Consider the following 16914-nt stretch of genomic DNA (forward strand, 5'->3'; position numbering starts at 1 on the left):
GCGATGAACCAGTTCGCGATCCTCTACGAGGACCGCTTCACAAGAAACCACTCATAAAATGCATTTGATGGCCTGCCATCCGGCAGGCTTTTACCTGCCTTGCACACAAAAATTCGGACACTCCCACATGGCCCTATCCTGACTGTCTAACAATGCTTTCCCGACATCAGGATAGGGTGTGACTCAGCAATAACACGATTCGAAACGTATCGGTCGTGTGCTGCCTGCCCCCTTACTGCCGCGCTTGAACGAACTTCGCAAAATTGTTCAAGATGGCCTGCCACCCTTGCTGTTGCTGTTCGACAGAATTCTCCGATTCAGCATCGAACTCGACACGCACCGTCACGCCCTTGGCTCCGGGTATGAACGCCACCGATGCAGTGCGGTCGCCAAACGAGAACTCCAGCAGTTCGTGAGGCACCACCTTGGTATAGGTCCCTTCGAAATCAAAACCGAAGCTGCCGTCCTTGGCCTCCATGCGCGATGAGAAGACGCCGCCGACGCGCAGATCGACGGTAGATTGCGTTGTGTGCCAATCGTCAGACGCCGTGTTCCACTGCTTGATATCGCTCGGCGTCGTGTACGCACTCCAGACCTTGGCGACGGGAGCATCGACGAGCGTTTCGACAGTGATTTTCTTGGACATTGTTCTTCCTTTCGTTTGCGGCCAACGGGTTGAGTGAAGCCTGGCAGCGCCACACCAGGATCGGGGCTCGACAATCAACAGAGTCGAGTTATCGCATTTCCAATTAATTAGCGATCGCTATAGAATAGCCGCACGCATCTGGATGCGTCAAATTTTTAGCAACCGTTACAGAATTGGATCGAGCATGTCCGAACGTGGACGCCCTCGCGGCTTCGATCGCGAAGCGGCACTGCAGCAGGCAATGGAAGTGTTTTGGGCGCGTGGCTACGAAGGCACGTCCATGGCTGATCTGACCGCTGCAATGGGGATCAAGGCGCCGAGCCTGTATGCGGCATTCGGCGACAAGGCAGCGCTCTTTCGCGAGGCGGTGGCGCACTATCGCGCCACCGACGGCAGTTCGACCGGCAAGGCATTGCGCGAAGCTGTGTCCGCGCGCGAAGCGATTGAGGGCATGCTGATGGCGGCAACTTCCGCTCTCACCTTGCATGGGAAGCCGCGCGGTTGCCTCGTGGTGCTGGGCACCACGAACTACGCGCCGTCCAACGAGGCCGCGAATGATTTTCTGCGCGGCCTGCGGCTTGCCACATCAAAAGACATTCGCAAACGCCTGGTGCAGGGTGTGGCGAACGGAGAACTGCCGCAGGACACCGACGCCGATGCGCTCACCGCCTATTTCGTCACCGTGTTGCATGGCATGTCGTTGCAGGCGCGCGACGGTGCCACGCAAAAAGTGCTGGCGGCGGTCGTACGCACGGCGATGGCGATTTGGCCCGCACCGCAACAGGCAGGGTCTCCGCGCGAACCGAGGAAGACTTCACGCCGGGCGCGATAACCGACTGTGAGTCGATTAGGCGTTTAATCGACTCAAATCATGAGTCGATTTTTATCAGGCCTCCTGGCCCAACGGCCGCCCCCCGCCCCATCAATAAATCCACATCGCCCCTGCCACGCTCCGCACAATCGACAAGAGCCGCGGACCAGTATCGGACTCCAGTTGCTTGTCCTTCAGCGAATAAGACGGCACGCCGCAATTGAAAGCCAGAATCTCGCCGTCGGCTGATGGCTTCATCGGCACGGCGACGGCGTGCACCTCGCGTCGCAAGTCGCCGTACGACACGCAGAACCCGCGCTCGTAGTAATAGTCGACCGAACTCAACACGCGGTCACGAAACGTACTCCAGTCATGTGGGGACTTAACCGCGATTTCATTGCAAAGCGCCTCGCGCCGTTCGGCGGGCAGCGCCGCGAGCAGCGCTCGGCCCATCGCGGTTCGTACGATCGGATAGCTCAGGCCGATATCCGCCGGCAATCCGAGCGGCGTGGCGCTGCGGCTGCTTTCCAGATACACGACATTGAGCCGGTCGCGCATGCCGAGCGACACCGACCCGCGAATCTGATCCGCCAGTTCCTTCATCGACGGCCGCGCAATCTGCCGCACGCTCATGCTGGCGAGCAACGGATAGCCTAGGGACAGCACCGCCGACCCCAGCTGAAACTTGTTATTCATACGATTGACGCGCAAGTAGCCGAGGCGGGTCAGCGTGTAGGTGAAGCGCGAAATCGTGGCCTTGGTCATGCCGGTGCGCGCCGCCAGTTCGGCGTTGCCGAGCTGCGACTCGCGCGGCGTGAAGCAGTGCAGGATGTCGAGTCCGCGCGCCAGCGTGGTTGCGAACTGGCGGTCGCCGTCGAATTCGTCCGGCACGTAGCGCGCCTTCGAATCCAGATAGTCGCTGGCGAGTGCCGCCGTCTCGGGATGCGGGTTGTGGGCTGCCATGAGGGTTCCTCTTCCGATTGGCCTATTCTGCGCCACACGTTCTGCATATCCAAACTCTGTTCTGCAGAGTCGAACAAAATGCACCGACCGCCTGTAAATCTTCGATAGTGAAGCCATCAAACGATTCACATAACGGAGACAGGAATGACCAGCAATGCCTCGCATTTCGACTCGATGCTCGCCGATGTCACGCGGTTTGTCCGCGAAGAGGCGATCCCCCGCGAAAACGAGATCGAGCAGGCCGACGCCGTGCCGGCGGACCTCGTCCAGCGCATGCGCCAACTCGGTTATTTCGGCTGGAGCATTCCGCGTGATTTCGGCGGCGCGGGGCTGTCGACCGAACAGCTCGTGCGCGGCGCGTTCGAGCTTTCGCAAGCGTCGGTCGCCTTTCGCGCTCGCGTGGGCACCAACACCGGCATTGGCTCGGAGGCGCTTGTCGCCGACGGCTCGGACGCCCAGAAGCAGCGCTATCTGCCACGGCTCGCCGCGGGAGAAATGACCGGCGCATTCGCCTTGACCGAACCGGGCGCCGGTTCGGACGCGACGGCCTTGCGCACCACCGCGCGGCGCGACGGCGATCACTATGTGCTCGACGGCCGCAAGTGCTTCATCACCAACGCGCCGATCGCCGATCTGTTTACCGTGATGGCCCGCACCGATTCCGCCACGCCCGGCGCCGGCGGCATTTCGGCGTTCCTCGTCGAGCGCGGCATGCCGGGGCTGTCCACCAGCGCACCCTACGAGAAAATGGGCCAGGCGGGGTCGCCAGTCGGCGACGTGGTGTTCGACGGATGCCGCGTGCCGGCGGCCAATCTGATTGGCGGAATCGAAGGCATGGGTTTCCGGACCGCGATGAAGGTGCTGAACAAGCAGCGCATCCATCTCGCCGCGCTGTGCACCGGACCGGCCATTCGCATGCTCGAGGAAGCGGTGGCCTATACCTCGAAACGCGAACAGTTCGGCAAGCCCATTGCCGAATTCCAGCTGGTGCAGGCGCTGATCGCCGAATGCCAGACTGAAATCTTCGCCGCGCGCTCGATGATTCTCGAAACCGCGCGCAAACGCGATGCAGGCGAGGATGTCGCGCTCGAAGCCTCCATGTGCAAGATGTTCGCCTCGGAGATGTGCGGACGCGTCGCGGACCGCGCAGTCCAGATGCTGGGCGGACGCGGTTATCTGGCCGGCAACGCAGTCGAGCGGTTTTATCGCGACGTGCGCGCTTTCCGTATTTATGAAGGCACCACGCAGATTCATCAGTTGAACATCGCGAAGCTCACACTCCGGCGCGTCGCCGAACGCGATCAGCCCACGCCAAACGACAGCGTGCGCGCCGACGCTGCACGTGCTGCATGAGGACGGTCATGAACACTGCCCCGCGTTCCGCCCCGTCCCGCACCGGCGCGCTCGATATCGGGCGGCTCGTCGATCCGCGCGCCATTGCGATCATTGGCGCATCGAACGATCCCAAGTCGATCAGCGGCCAGCCGATGCGTTTTCTCATGCAGCACGGTTACCGCGGCGAGCTTTATCCGGTGAATCCGAAATACACGGAGATCGACGGCGTTGCGTGTCACGGCAGCATCGCCGCCTTGCCGGTTGGGCCGGACCTCGCCCTGATTCTCGTCGCGGCGCGGCGCGTGCCCGAGATGTTGCGCCAGTGCGGCGAAAAAGGCGTGCGCTTCGCGATCGTGTATAGCTCAGGCTTCGCCGAAGCGGGTGAAGCCGGAGCCGCATTGCAGCGCGAATGCGCGGACATTGCAAAGGCGTTCGGCATTCGCGTGATCGGACCGAACTGCCAGGGATTCGTCAGCACGGGCGCCAACGTCTACGCGGGATTCGGCGCACCGTTCGGCGTCGGCTACCGGCGCGGCGGCCTGTCGCTGATTTCGCAAAGCGGCGGCTTCGGTTGTGCGCTGCTGCTCATGGCCGACGAGCTCGGCATCGGCTTGCGGCACTTCCTCACCACCGGCAACGAGGCCGACGTGAGCCTCCTCGATCTCGTCGACGCCTGCATCGACGATCCGCAAACGTCGCTGATCGCGACGTACATCGAAGGACTGAAAGACGCGCACCGTCTCGTCGAGGTCGCGAACCGCGCGCTCGACGCGGGCAAGCCGCTGCTCGCCTGGAAAGTCGGCAACACCGCCGATGGCGCCAAGGCCGCCGCGTCGCATACGGCGAATCTGGGCGGCGCCTCGGCGCTCTACCGCACGGCCTTCCGCCAGACCGGCGTGATCGAAGTGACCGACGTCGCGGACCTCGGCGACTACGCACAGGCGTTCGAAGCCGGACGCCTGCCGCGCGGCAACCGGATTGCGGTCGTCACGCTCTCCGGCGGCGCGGGCATTCTCATCACCGACGCCTGCGCGGAGCGCGGCATGTCGGTGCCGGCCTTGTCGGCGGCCACACTCGAGCGCCTCAAGCCAATCGTGCCCGCGTTCGCCTCGCTGAACAATCCGATCGATCTGACCGCGGGCATTCTCGCCGAGCCGAAAATTTTCGCCGACGCGTTGCAGATCATCGCCGACGATCCGAACATCGACGCCGTCGCGATCATGGCGGCGGCTGCCAGCGGCGGAGTCGCGCAGGCCATGGCTTCGGCCATCGTGCGGGTCTACGGCACCACCGACAAGCCGATGATGCTCGCCTGGAACGCGCGCCACGACATGGCCCGCGAAGCGTACGAGACAATCAGGGCGCACGGTGTGCCGCTGTATGCGACACCGGTGCGTTGCGGGCGCGCGTTCGCCGCGTTGTCCGACTATGCCCAGGCACGGCGAACCCGCGCGGCGGCACGCGATGCGCAACCGCGCGAGTTGGCCCGTTACGACGTCGACCACGCCCGCGCACTGCTGGCCGCCCATCAGGGCAAACCAGGCGACCTGACCGAACACGCAGCGCAGGCGCTGCTGCGCGATTACGGCATCGCGACGCCGAAAAGCGCGCTCGCGCACAACCGCGACGAAGCGTGCGCCATCGCGCGGGCCATCGGCTTTCCGCTCGTGATCAAGGTCCAGTCGCCGGACATCCCGCACAAGACCGAAGCCGGCGCGGTGCGGGTCGGCATTCGCGATGAAGCGGCGCTCGCCGAGGCCTTCGACGCCATCGTCGGGAACGCGCGCCGTCATGTGCCGCACGCGCGAATCGACGGCGTGCTGGTGCAGGAGGAGATTCGCGACGCGATCGAGATGATCGTCGGCATCGAGAACGATGCGTCGTTCGGGCCGGCGCTCATGTGCGGACTCGGCGGCATCTATGCCGAGGTGCTGAAGGATGTGACGTTCCGGCTCGCACCGCTCACGCACGACGCGGCCCACGCGATGATCCGCGAACTGCGCGCCTTCGCGATTCTGGACGGCGCGCGCGGCAAGCCACCGGCCGATATCGAGGCGCTCGTCGAAACCCTCGTTGCGCTCTCCGCGATGGCGCTCGATCAGCGGGCGAGTTTGCGGGAACTGGATATCAATCCGCTGTTCGTGCTGCCCGCGGGCAAAGGTGTGCGGGCCGGCGACGCATTGGCGCGCCTGCTGCCGTGCGTTACCGGAGCCGCCGGGACCGCGGAATCCGCCGACGCCGCCGGTCTGGCCGCCGCCTTGCATGAAAACGAGCATGGCGCGCCGGCTGTCGTGGACGGATAGTGGAGCGGTGCCGGGCCGCTTTGAGACCGGGCATCGCAGCGTGACCGCATGACGTGCGCCAGGATCGCGCTACATGCAGTAAAACGCTCGGCGACGCTCACCGCAGTTGGCATTCTTCGCGCGAGACCATCATGCACGGCTATTCACATTCAGGCACATCGGCGGCGGACGGCTTTACATCCGTCGACGTCGAACGCACGTATCGCAAGATCTTTGTCCGGCTGATCCCGTTGCTGTTTCTCTGCTACGTGATCAGTTATATCGACCGCGTGAACATCAGCTTCGCCAAGCTGCAGATCATGCACGACCTCGGGTTCTCCGAGTCGACCTATGGCCTCGGCGCGGGGCTCTTTTTCATCGGCTACGTGCTGTTCGAAGTGCCGAGCAATCTATGGATGCAGCGTATCGGCGCACGCCGCACGCTCCTGCGCATCATGTTCGCGTGGGGACTCGTGTCGAGCCTGATGATGTTCGTGCGCACGCCGACGCAGTTCTACGCGATGCGCTTCCTGCTCGGCGTGACGGAAGCCGGCTTCTTCCCCGGCATCATCTTCTATCTGAGCTGCTGGTTTCCGGGTGCGCGGCGCGCGCGCGTGACCGCGTTCCTGATGATGGCCACCGCGGTGGCCGGCATTGTCGGCGGCCCGCTGTCGGGGTTCATCATGACGCGGCTGGCGGGCGTGGGCGGCTTACCCGGCTGGCAGTGGCTGTTTCTTCTCGAAGGCGTGCCCGCTGTGACGCTCGGCATCGTCGCCTTCGTCACGCTGGGCGACAAGCCGGAAGATGTCAGCTGGCTGAACGAACCGGAAAAAGCGCTGGTAGCGCGTGAGCTCGCCGCCGACGAAAAGACGAAACAGACCGGCCATCTCGACGGGCTGCGCGGCGCGCTCGCCAACCCGCGCGTCTATCTCGCGGCGCTCGTCTACTTCGCGGTGATGATGCCGTTCAACGCGATCGGCTTCTGGGCGCCGACCATCATCCGCGACATGGGCGTTGCCAGCGTGCTGGACGTGGGCCTGCTGTCGGCGCTGGTGTTTATCGCTGCCGCGCTGGGCACCTACATTGTCGGCGCCAGCTCCGACCGCACCATGGAGCGCCGCTGGCACGTCGCCGCGAGCGCCTGCGTCACCGCGCTCGCCTTCGCCCTGCTGCCCGCCGCCGGCCACAACGTCACACTCGGCGTCGGCTTGCTTGCGCTGGCCGCCGCCGAGTCGTACGGGTCGTTCGTCGTGTTCTGGACGATTCCGCAGACGTTCCTGCCGCGCTCGTCGGCGGCAGGCGGAATTGCCATGATCACGAGTCTTGGCGGGACCGGCGGGTTCGTGAGCCCGGCGTTCGTCGGCTGGGTCAAGACCCAGACCGGCAGCGCGCAATACGGGCTGATCGGGCTGGCCGTCGTGCTGCTGGCAGGGGTCATCCTGATGCTGGTCGTGTTTCCTGCGCCGGAACGACGGCTCGCACCCGGCGGCAATGCGCCCGCGCATTGACTCGAATTGTCCGCGCGCAAAATCCCGTAGGTGTATTGATCTGAGACCTGCATCGCTGGCAACCTGACGTTTTCCAAGGCAGCGGAGACGACGGCGATGACTACTTCCAGCGCACCGCACGACGACCACCTCGCGCATTTCGAAGCGCACGGCGCGCCGCCGCTGCCGGTTTCCGACGACGAAGGCCATGTCGAGAACGAAGGTGCGCGCATCTGGTACGCGTCGTACGGCGATGGCGCGCCAGTGATTCTGCTACATGGGGGTCTCGGCCACAGCGGCAACTGGGGTGGCCAGGTTCCGGCGCTGCTCGACGCGGGGCATCGCGTGGTGGTGATCGATAGCCGCGGCCATGGGCGCAGCACGCGCGACACACAGCCCTACCGGTATGAATTGATGGCGTCCGACGTGCTGGCCGTCATGGACGCGTTGCAGCTAGAACGCGCGGCGATGGTGGGTTGGAGCGACGGCGCCTGCATCGCGATGGTGCTGGGCATGAGCGCCCCCGAACGCGTGACGGGCGTGTTCTTTTTTGCCTGCAACATGGACCCAAGCGGCACGAAGCCTTTCGTGCCGACGCCGGTGATCGAGCGCTGCTTCAGCCGCCACGCAAAAGACTACGCCCTGCTCTCGGCCACACCGGAAGACTTCGAGGCGTTTGTCGGCGCAGTCAGCGCGATGATGAAAACCGAGCCCAACTACCACGCCGGCGATCTGGCCCGGATCCGCGTGCCCGTAGCGATCGTGCAAAGCGAGCACGATGAATTCATCAAGCCGGAACACGCCGACTACCTCGCCCGCAGCATCCCCGGCGCGGAGTTGATATTGCTGCCCGGCGTCAGCCATTTCGCCCCGCTGCAACGACCCGCGCAATTCAACCACGTGCTGCTCAATTTCCTGCGACGGCTCGCCGGTTGAACGGCACCGCCATGCGTTGCGCGTGGCCTTGCCATTCCTCGGTACGCACGGGGGTCGTCAAAAGCCTCAAAATTTCACGATACGAAACGATCCATTGCTTCGTAAAAAATCGTGGTGCGTGGCACAAATTTGCCATTTCGCAATGTCGCCCCACGTTGCACATCGTAAAATGAAGCTCGCAAGCCTTTATTTTTAAACAATATTTTTTGACCGAGCGAAGTGTCTAACTACCACTTGCGCCGCAACCTGCTGACGTAGACTCTTTCCCAAGAGCCGACGCTTCGGAAATCGAGTGAATTTGGATGGGATGGAAACGCAGTCTGACGGTCCCCCAACCTCACCCACGAAGCCGCCGCGGCACCACGGTTTTTACATGGCAATTGGGAGACTAAAAATGAAAGGCTTTCGCTTTGGTTCGAACCAGGGAGCGTTCTACATTTTGCCGGGACAGGGCGGTTGGGAAGCCACTTACGGCAACGAGACGCTCGGACAATTTTCCTGCCCGCAAGAAGCGGCTGACGACCTCGCGCGCGGCCGGATCTGCCCGCATCTGTCGGAAGGCGACGATACGTCGACGCTCGAAATTCCGGAGAAGCTCAGCGACTGGGAAATCGTTCACGTGTGATGGCCGGTCCCGGTATGACCGTTGCCCACGTAGATGTAAAAACGACGATGGCGCTCAAGAGCGCCATCGTCATGTTGGCCGCTTACATCAGTGCGGCTAGCTGCTTTCGTGCTTCAGCTTATTTCAGTACGTTCGGTACTTTCCGTGCCTTCGGTACTTTAAGCAACCGAGTCCACGATCTGGTTCAGCGTCGCGCTCGGACGCATGGCCTTGCTCGTCAGTTCGACATTCGGACGGTAGTAGCCGCCGATCTCCACCGGTTTGCCCTGCGCTGCACCCAGTTCCGCGACGATCTTCGCTTCGTTCTCGCCCATGGCCTTCGCCACGCCGGCGAACTGCGCCTGCAACGCCGCGTCTTCGGTTTGCGCGGCCAGTGCTTCCGCCCAGTACATCGCGAGGTAGAAGTGGCTGCCGCGGTTGTCGATACCGCCAACCTTGCGCGCCGGCGACTTGTCGTTGTCGAGGAACTTGCCGGTTGCCTGATCCAGCGTCTTCGCCAGCACCTGCGCCTTCGGGTTGTGATACGCGCTGCTCAGGTGTTCGAGCGACGCGGCCAGCGCCAGGAATTCACCCAGCGAGTCCCAACGCAGGAAGCCTTCTTCCACCAGTTGCTGAACATGCTTCGGCGCCGAACCGCCCGCGCCGGTTTCGAACATGCCGCCACCTGCCATCAGCGGGACGATCGACAACATCTTCGCGCTCGTGCCCAGTTCCATGATCGGGAACAGGTCGGTCAGGTAGTCGCGCAGCACGTTGCCGGTGACCGAGATCGTGTCCTTGCCGGCGCGGATGCGCTCGATCGAGAACTTCGTGGCTTCGACCGGGGTCATGACGCGAATGTCCAGACCGCTGGTGTCGTGATCCTTCAGGTATTGCTCGACCTTCTTGATGATCTGGGCGTCGTGCGCACGAGCCGCGTCCAGCCAGAACACCGCCGGCGTGCCGGTGGCGCGCGCGCGGTTCACCGCGAGCTTGACCCAGTCCTGCACCGGCGCGTCCTTGGTCTGGCACATGCGCCAGATGTCGCCGGCTTCCACCGGCTGTTCGATCAGCACCGTGCCGGCTGCGTCCGTCACGCGGACCACGCCGTTCGCCGGAATCTGGAACGTCTTGTCGTGTGAACCGTATTCTTCCGCGGCTTGTGCCATCAGGCCGACGTTGGGCACCGTGCCCATCGTGACCGGGTCGAACGCGCCGTTCTTCTTGCAGTCTTCGATCACCGCCTGGTAGACGCCGGCGTAGCAGCGGTCCGGGATCACCGCCTTGGCGTCGTGCAGCGCGCCGTCGGCACCCCACATCTTGCCCGACTCGCGAATCATGGCCGGCATGGACGCGTCGACGATCACGTCGCTCGGCACGTGCAGGCTGGTAATGCCCTTGTCCGAATTGACCATGGCCAGTTGCGGGCGCTGTTCGTACTGCGCCTTGATGTCGGCTTCGATCGCTGCAACCGTTTCCGCCGGCAGATCCTTCAGGCGCGCGTACAGATCGCCGATACCGTTGTTCGGGTTGAAGCCGGCTTGCGCCAGCGCGTCGGCGTGCTTGGCCAGCACGTCTTTGTAGAACACCGACACCACGTGACCGAAGATGATCGGATCCGACACCTTCATCATGGTGGCCTTCAGGTGCACCGAGAACAGCACGCCCTTCGCCTTGGCGTCGTTGATCTCCGCCTCGATGAAGCTGCGCAGCGCGTTCTTGCTCAGCACCGATGCGTCGATGATTTCGCCCGCTTGCACGGCGGTCTTTTCCTTCAGGACCGTCTTCGTGCCGTCGGCGGCCGTCAGTTCGATCTTCACCGCGCCGGCTGCCGCGATCAGCGCCGACTTTTCGCTGCCGTAGAAATCACCGCCGCTCATGTTCGCGACGTGCGACTTCGAATCCGCGGTCCACGCGCCCATCTTGTGCGGGTGCTTGCGTGCATAGTTCTTCACCGACAGCGGCGCGCGGCGGTCCGAATTGCCTTCACGCAGCACCGGGTTGACCGCGCTGCCCTTGATCTTGTCGTAGCGCGCCTTGACGTCCTTCTCCGTGTCCGTCGTCGCCACGTCCGGGTAGGACGGCAGCTTGTAGCCCTGGTCGCGCAATTCCGTGATGGCGGCCTTCAGCTGCGGCACCGACGCGCTGATGTTCGGCAGTTTGACGATGTTCGCTTCCGGACGCGTGGTGAGTCCACCCAGTTCCGCCAGATCGTCGGAACCCTTCTGTTCCGCGGTCAGGTAGTCGGGAAATGCAGCGATGATCCGGCCGGCGAGCGAGATATCGCGCGTTTCAACGATCACGTCGGACGAGCGCGTGAACGCCTTGACGATCGGCAGCAGCGAGTAAGTTGCGAGGGCCGGCGCTTCGTCGGTCAGGGTGTAGATGATCTTCGGCGATGTGGACATATCGATGCTTTGCAAGGTGAAGGGTTAGACAGAGCGCTGATGGCGCCAAGCCGGCGAAGGCGGCCCCAGGCGGCGAAACGCAGCGCGACCCACGGCACTACTTTGTACGGCACGGACGTGAGTATATGCGTGTTTTCCTCTATCTGCTGCTAAACAAACAGGTCCCGGACACCCACTCAAGATGGGTAAGCCCCGCCAGATAAGGCTTTGAGGCCAATTGCCTGCGTCTTATGACAGATGTCTTATAGATGACTCATCTCACAAAATAATTTGTTAATGAGAATCAGTTGCATTATCATTTGCACGAATTCCTGTTTTCACCATCCGCTTAACCAGCCACTCGTTCGTCAGACGCCGTTTCGCACCTTGTCGGTGCGCGGCGGTACCAACCTGCCTAATTCAAACAACATGCAGAATTCATACGTTGCCGGTCGACCGGCATTGACGCGCGGCCAGCGCCGCTCGCCGTCGCTACTGAGTGCGGGGCTTCTGGCCAGCGTCGGGTTGACGTTTTCCACGCTGTCGCCGTCGGGTTGGGCGCAGGCGGCGGCGAGCGATGCCGCCGCCACCTTGCCCGCGGTCAGCGTGTCGGCATCGAAAGACAACACCGTCGCGCAGGCCGATACCGTCGGCGCCGGCGCGCTCGGCACGCGCAAGCAGGTGGACACCCCCTTCTCGACCCACGTCGTGACGAGCGACGAAGCGCAAGACCGCTTCGCGGCCACCGCCAACGACCTGTTCAAGTACGACCCGGCCGTGTCCGTCATCAGCGAAAACGCGGTGAGCGAAAATTCGAACTTCACCGTGCGCGGCATGCCGATCGACACGCTGAACAGCATCAAGGTAGATGGCCAGACGTTTCCGTCGTGGGACACCGATCTCTCGCTCGAACCGTTCGAACAGGTCGAACTGCTCAAGGGCCTGTCCGGCTTCATGTACGGATTCGGCGCGCCGGGCGGTATCGTCAATTACGTGCTGAAACGCCCCACAGACGATCCGTACCGCAGCATCAGCGTCGGCTATAAATCAGCCGGCGTATTCAGCGAGGCCGTGGATCTGGGCGGGCGCTTCGGCAACGACAACCGTTTCGGCTACCGCCTGAACCTCGTCAACGAAGACGGCAACACCGCCGAGGACCACGGTCACGTACGCCGCCAAGTCGCGTCGCTCGCGTTCGACTTCCGCATTACGCCGGACCTGACGTGGACCGCAGACGCGTTCTATCAGAAGCGCAAAACCAACGGCACGCTATTCGGCCTGATGTTCGGCAGCGGCCTGGGCATTCCTGACGCGAGCACTGTCACCCATGCGCTGACGCAGCCACAGAATTACTACCAGACCGAAATGGCCTCGTTCGGCACGGGCCTCGATTACCGCCTCTCCGAAAACTGGCACGCCAGTCTGAAGTACCGCTTCGCCAAGGAGAACCGAACTAATTCGGACAGCTTCCTTTTCGTCACCGACAGCGCCGGCAACTATTCGAACACGCTCTATGCGGCCATGACGCGCTACTTCTACCAGAACGTCGACGCCATGGTGCAGGGCACGTTCAACACCGGCAGCATCAAGCATGACGTGGTGGTCGGCGCGGGGTTCGAGACGCAAACCAGCGAATACAGCAACAGCGTCGGCTGGAACCAAGGCTACCTCCTCGGCACCGGCAATCTGTACAGCAGCACCTTGCTGACCAACGACGAAGTCAGCATCGGCTCGGACCTGTACCGTCAGCAGCGCACAACCCAGGCCGCCGTGTACGCGAGCGATACGGTGCAACTCACGTCGCGCCTGTCGGCTCTCGTCGGCGTGCGTTACACGCAATATCAGCAGCACGTCTACGACCCGAGCGGCGCGGTGACGTCGCAATACCAGGCGGACCCGGTCACGCCGACTTTCGCGCTGATGTTCAAGACCGATCCGTATTCGACGCTGTACACGAGTTATGTGGAGTCGCTGGAACAAGGCGGCGCGGCTTCGAACATCAACCTCAACTACCCGGCGACGTTCGGTCCGTTGAAGAGCAAGCAGTATGAAATCGGCTTCAAAACCGACCACAGCAAGTGGGGCGCCAACCTCGCGCTATTCCGTGTCGATCAGGGCTACAACTACACGAATGCGGCCAACATCTTCGTGCAGGACGGCACCAAGCGCTACACCGGCATCGACGCGAGCGGCTGGCTTGCGCTGACGAGCGAATGGCGCGTGATGGGCGGCGTGATGTGGCTCGACACGAAGGCCGTGGATGTGGACGATCCGAGCGTGGAAGGCAAGCGCATCTATGGCGCGCCGCGCTTTACCGTGACGGGCCGTGTCGAATACAACCCGGCGTATCTGCGTCCCCTGACACTGGCGTTCGGCGGCAAGTACGTCGGCAACCAGGCCGTCGATGCGCAGAACACGCAGTTCGTGCCCGCCTATACCACCTTCGACCTGAGCGGCCGGTACGAGACGAAGATTGCCGGCAAGGACGTAACGTTCCGGGCAGGCATCAACAACCTCTTCAATCGCCGTTACTGGACGACCGCATGGGGCGCCTACGTGGCGCCGTCGCCGACTCGCACGGCCGTAGCCAGCGCTACTTTGCAATTCTAAGTATTTCGCACGCGAGGGGCGTCCGCTGCTGGCGCCCCGATCATGGCGGGAATCTCCGCCACCAGCGCGTCGATCGCGCAGCGCGTTTTCAGCGGTAAATAGCGGCTCTTCGGCCACACCAGGTGGACCTCCTGAGCGGGCCGGAAACAGTTTTCCATCACCGTCACCAGCGCGCCGGTTTTCTCGTAGCGGGACAGCAGCCAGCTTGGCAGCCACGCGAGGCCAAAACCGGCGAGCGCGGCATCCACGATCCCTTGCATGTCGTCGAAGCCGAGCTGCGGCTGGACTTGTGCGCGGCGGATTTGCCCGTCGACGTCGACCACATCCCATGGCTGCGCTGTGCCGGCCCGCAAATACGCGATCACCGCGTGCCCACGCAAATCGTCCACGTTACGCGGCGTGCCGTGACGCGCCAGATAGGCAGGCGCGGCGCCGATGCTCGCGTACTGCATGCCAAGCTTGCGCGCCGCGAGGCTCACGCTGTCCGCGAGCGGACCCACGCGCACCACGAGGTCATAACCCTCTTCCACCACGTCGACGAAGCGATCGGTAATCGAAATGTCGATTCTCAACTGCGGATGCCGGCGCGCCAACCCAAGCAGCACCGGCGCCACGCAGTGATGACCAAAAGCCTGCGGCACGCTCACACGCAAGCGCCCTCTGGGCTCGCGGCGCCCTGAGTCCAGGTCGGCTTCGGCGGCCTCGAGTTCTGCGAGCGCGCGCACGCAACGGTCGTAATAGGCCTGCCCGTCTTCAGTGAGACTCTGGCTGCGCGTCGTGCGATTGAGCAAACGCACGCCGAGCCGCTTTTCGAGCCGCACGATCACCTTGCCGACCGCCGAACGCGTCAGGTTCAGGCGTTCGGCCGCCAGCGCGAAACTGCCGGTTTCCACCACACGCACGAACGTCGTCACGCCATCGAGGATGTCGCTCATCGCTTCGCCTTATTGGTTCCTTGTAAGACACATTTCTGGGATTTTATCGCGCCAATGGGGACGAATATTCCCCCTATATTACACAGTCCATGGTGGGCAAGCCCATCGACCAACGAGGTGAAATGCCATGTCCAATGATCCGACCGCGCCGCAGCCGGCCAGCTTCCTCTCCCTCCGCAAAAACACCTTGGCGTTGGGCGCAATTTGTCTTGCTTCGCTGATGTTCGGCCTGGAAATTTCCAGCGTGCCCGTGATCCTGCCGACGCTCGAGCGGGTGCTGCATGGCGACTTCAAAGGCATGCAATGGATCATGAACGCGTACACGCTTGCGGTGACGACTGTGCTAATGGCGACCGGCACGCTGGCGGACCGGTTCGGCCGACGACGCATCTTTGTGATCGGCATTGCGCTCTTCGGCCTCACCTCGTTGATCTGCGGACTCGCGCAGAGCGTGCCGACGCTGATCGTCGCGCGATTGTTGCAAGGCGCAAGCGGCGGCGCGATGCTGATCTGTCAGGTCGCCGTGCTGTCGCACCAGTTTAGCGACGGCCCCGAGCGTGCTCGCGCGTTCAGCGCGTGGGGCATTATTTTCGGCATTGGGTTGGGTTTTGGCCCGATCATCGGCGGGATGATCGTGGCTGTCTCGAGTTGGCAATGGGTCTTCTGGGTGCATGCACTGCTCGCCATCGTGACCTTGACGCTGGTTTTCAGCGGCGTGCAGGAATCGCGCGATCCGCACGCGCATACGCTCGATGTGGCCGGCATCGTAACGCTGTCGCTCGCGGTGTTCGGCCTCGTGTACTACATCACGCAGGTCCAGCAACTCGGCTTCGTGAATCCTCGCGCGCTCCTCATTGTCGCGGCGACGGTACTCGCGTTCGTGGCTTTTCTATTCGCCGAGAAATTCAGTGCACGGCCCATGTTCGATTTTTCTGTATTCAGGATTCCACAATTTTCAGGGGCGCTGATGGGATCGGCGGGCATGAATTTCAGCTTCTGGCCGTTCATGATCTATCTGCCGATCTACTTCCAGATCGGTCTGGGCTACGACAGCGTGAGCGCCGGCCTCGCCCTGCTCGCCTACACGCTGCCGACGCTGCTGTTTCCGCCGCTCGGCGAACGTCTCGCGCTGCGTTACGGCTCGGGCATCGCGATACCTGCGGGCCTGCTGACCATCGGGCTCGGCTTCATGCTGATGCGCTACGGCAGCAGCGCCGCGCACGCGGACGTGTGGACCATGCTGCCCGGCTGCATGGTCGCCGGCGCGGGCCTCGGCCTCACCAATACACCCGTCACCAATACGACGACCGCCGCGGTTCCCGCTGAACGCGCGGGCATGGCGTCCGGCATCGACATGAGCGCGCGGATGATTACGCTGGCGATCAACATCGCGCTGATGGGCGCGATTCTCGTGGCCGGCATTCTCTTTAATCTGAAGACGCGGTTGCCGGAATCGCTCGACATCGCGTCGCTTGGTGCGCTAGCGGAGAAAATCGCGGCGGGTGATGTTGACGCGATCAGAGCGGGCATTCCGGCGTTGGCGCAGATCGATCCGTCGGGAAGCATCGTGCATGGTGCGTTGATGCAGGGGTTTGGTTGGGTGATGCTCTACGGCGGGGTCGGTGTAGGCGTGCTTGGTGTGCTCAGTTTCCTGATTTCCGGAAGCGCGTCCAGAAGGTGGGGCAATGGTTGGCCCACTGCCGCGCAGCAGCGGAAAGCCGGCCGATGCGACGCTTGTTGAACGGGCGTTAATCCTCGCGCAAACACGCGCCTCATCACGACGTGCAAGGTGTTCGCCACTCGGCCGTCGCCTCCCATGACGGATCGCTTTGTGAAATACGGATCCGTCATGGATTTGCGAAGATGGTCCGTTGCCTGGCGGAGAGCAACGTTACTTCGCCGTAGTCCCCGTCCCGCC

General features: G+C 62.9%; 12 protein-coding genes. 8 read left to right on the forward strand and 4 right to left on the reverse strand.

What is annotated here, in order from left to right:
- Window positions 1–232 precede the first annotated feature (232 nt).
- Window positions 233–646 (reverse strand): SRPBCC family protein, encoded by a 414-nt coding sequence (locus A6V37_RS34670; RefSeq protein WP_064271333.1) that lies wholly within the window; start codon window positions 644–646, stop codon window positions 233–235.
- 184 nt (window positions 647–830) lie between these two features.
- Here A6V37_RS34670 and A6V37_RS34675 point away from each other — a divergent pair, with 184 nt between their 5' ends.
- Complete coding sequence (locus A6V37_RS34675; RefSeq protein ID WP_064271335.1) at window positions 831–1478, forward strand: TetR/AcrR family transcriptional regulator; 648 nt, start codon at window positions 831–833, stop codon at window positions 1476–1478.
- Window positions 1479–1568: 90 nt separating this feature from the next.
- Here the strand turns inward: A6V37_RS34675 and A6V37_RS34680 are convergent, their stop codons facing one another.
- The gene (locus A6V37_RS34680; protein ID WP_208607909.1) at window positions 1569–2420 is read right to left on the reverse strand and encodes an IclR family transcriptional regulator; all 852 of its coding nucleotides are present in this window, start codon (window positions 2418–2420) and stop codon (window positions 1569–1571) included.
- Between the two features lie 144 nt (window positions 2421–2564).
- Between A6V37_RS34680 and A6V37_RS34685 the strand changes: the two genes are divergently transcribed.
- From A6V37_RS34685 to A6V37_RS34705, 5 genes are all read left to right on the forward strand, one after another.
- On the forward strand, window positions 2565–3773 hold the full coding sequence (locus tag A6V37_RS34685; protein ID WP_064271337.1) for an acyl-CoA dehydrogenase family protein: 1209 nt from the start codon (window positions 2565–2567) through the stop codon (window positions 3771–3773).
- A gap of 8 nt (window positions 3774–3781) precedes the next feature.
- Window positions 3782–6058 (forward strand): acetate--CoA ligase family protein, encoded by a 2277-nt coding sequence (locus tag A6V37_RS34690; RefSeq protein WP_064271339.1) that lies wholly within the window; start codon window positions 3782–3784, stop codon window positions 6056–6058.
- Between the two features lie 131 nt (window positions 6059–6189).
- Window positions 6190–7545 carry an MFS transporter gene (locus A6V37_RS34695; protein ID WP_064286821.1) on the forward strand — a complete coding sequence of 452 codons (1356 nt, stop codon included), beginning with the start codon at window positions 6190–6192 and terminating at the stop codon, window positions 7543–7545.
- Between the two features lie 96 nt (window positions 7546–7641).
- A complete protein-coding gene (locus A6V37_RS34700; RefSeq protein WP_064271343.1) occupies window positions 7642–8460 on the forward strand; it encodes an alpha/beta fold hydrolase in 819 nt (272 codons plus the stop codon).
- A gap of 394 nt (window positions 8461–8854) precedes the next feature.
- Complete coding sequence (locus A6V37_RS34705) at window positions 8855–9085, forward strand: hypothetical protein (protein ID WP_064286822.1); 231 nt, start codon at window positions 8855–8857, stop codon at window positions 9083–9085.
- 158 nt (window positions 9086–9243) lie between these two features.
- Here the strand turns inward: A6V37_RS34705 and A6V37_RS34710 are convergent, their stop codons facing one another.
- Window positions 9244–11472 carry an NADP-dependent isocitrate dehydrogenase gene (locus tag A6V37_RS34710; protein ID WP_064271347.1) on the reverse strand — a complete coding sequence of 743 codons (2229 nt, stop codon included), beginning with the start codon at window positions 11470–11472 and terminating at the stop codon, window positions 9244–9246.
- 408 nt (window positions 11473–11880) lie between these two features.
- Here A6V37_RS34710 and A6V37_RS34715 point away from each other — a divergent pair, with 408 nt between their 5' ends.
- On the forward strand, window positions 11881–14061 hold the full coding sequence (locus tag A6V37_RS34715; RefSeq protein ID WP_064271349.1) for a TonB-dependent siderophore receptor: 2181 nt from the start codon (window positions 11881–11883) through the stop codon (window positions 14059–14061).
- Here the strand turns inward: A6V37_RS34715 and A6V37_RS34720 are convergent.
- Window positions 14058–14996 carry a LysR family transcriptional regulator gene (locus tag A6V37_RS34720; RefSeq protein WP_064271350.1) on the reverse strand — a complete coding sequence of 313 codons (939 nt, stop codon included), beginning with the start codon at window positions 14994–14996 and terminating at the stop codon, window positions 14058–14060. The genes A6V37_RS34715 and A6V37_RS34720 overlap by 4 nt on opposite strands.
- 127 nt (window positions 14997–15123) lie before the next feature.
- Here A6V37_RS34720 and A6V37_RS34725 point away from each other — a divergent pair, with 127 nt between their 5' ends.
- Window positions 15124–16737: an MFS transporter gene (locus A6V37_RS34725; RefSeq protein ID WP_064271352.1), complete on the forward strand. Its 1614-nt coding sequence runs from the start codon at window positions 15124–15126 to the stop codon at window positions 16735–16737.
- Window positions 16738–16914: the final 177 nt, after the last annotated feature.

The sequence above is a fragment of the Paraburkholderia ginsengiterrae genome, from assembly GCF_001645125.1.
Classification (GTDB): Bacteria; Pseudomonadota; Gammaproteobacteria; order Burkholderiales; family Burkholderiaceae; genus Paraburkholderia; species Paraburkholderia ginsengiterrae.

Bases quoted from the DNA above. Each gene is read 5' to 3' on its own strand.
- A6V37_RS34715 (WP_064271349.1), top strand. From the start codon at position 11,881: ATGCAGAATTCATACGTTGCCGGTCGACCGGCATTGACGCGCGGCCAG.
- A6V37_RS34695 (WP_064286821.1), top strand. From the start codon at position 6,190: ATGCACGGCTATTCACATTCAGGCACATCGGCGGCGGACGGCTTTACA.
- A6V37_RS34720 (WP_064271350.1), bottom strand. From the start codon at position 14,996: ATGAGCGACATCCTCGATGGCGTGACGACGTTCGTGCGTGTGGTGGAA.
- A6V37_RS34675 (WP_064271335.1), top strand. From the start codon at position 831: ATGTCCGAACGTGGACGCCCTCGCGGCTTCGATCGCGAAGCGGCACTG.
- A6V37_RS34710 (WP_064271347.1), bottom strand. From the start codon at position 11,472: ATGTCCACATCGCCGAAGATCATCTACACCCTGACCGACGAAGCGCCG.
- A6V37_RS34685 (WP_064271337.1), top strand. From the start codon at position 2,565: ATGACCAGCAATGCCTCGCATTTCGACTCGATGCTCGCCGATGTCACG.
- A6V37_RS34705 (WP_064286822.1), top strand. From the start codon at position 8,855: ATGAAAGGCTTTCGCTTTGGTTCGAACCAGGGAGCGTTCTACATTTTG.
- A6V37_RS34670 (WP_064271333.1), bottom strand. From the start codon at position 646: ATGTCCAAGAAAATCACTGTCGAAACGCTCGTCGATGCTCCCGTCGCC.
- A6V37_RS34700 (WP_064271343.1), top strand. From the start codon at position 7,642: ATGACTACTTCCAGCGCACCGCACGACGACCACCTCGCGCATTTCGAA.
- A6V37_RS34725 (WP_064271352.1), top strand. From the start codon at position 15,124: ATGTCCAATGATCCGACCGCGCCGCAGCCGGCCAGCTTCCTCTCCCTC.
- A6V37_RS34690 (WP_064271339.1), top strand. From the start codon at position 3,782: ATGAACACTGCCCCGCGTTCCGCCCCGTCCCGCACCGGCGCGCTCGAT.
- A6V37_RS34680 (WP_208607909.1), bottom strand. From the start codon at position 2,420: ATGGCAGCCCACAACCCGCATCCCGAGACGGCGGCACTCGCCAGCGAC.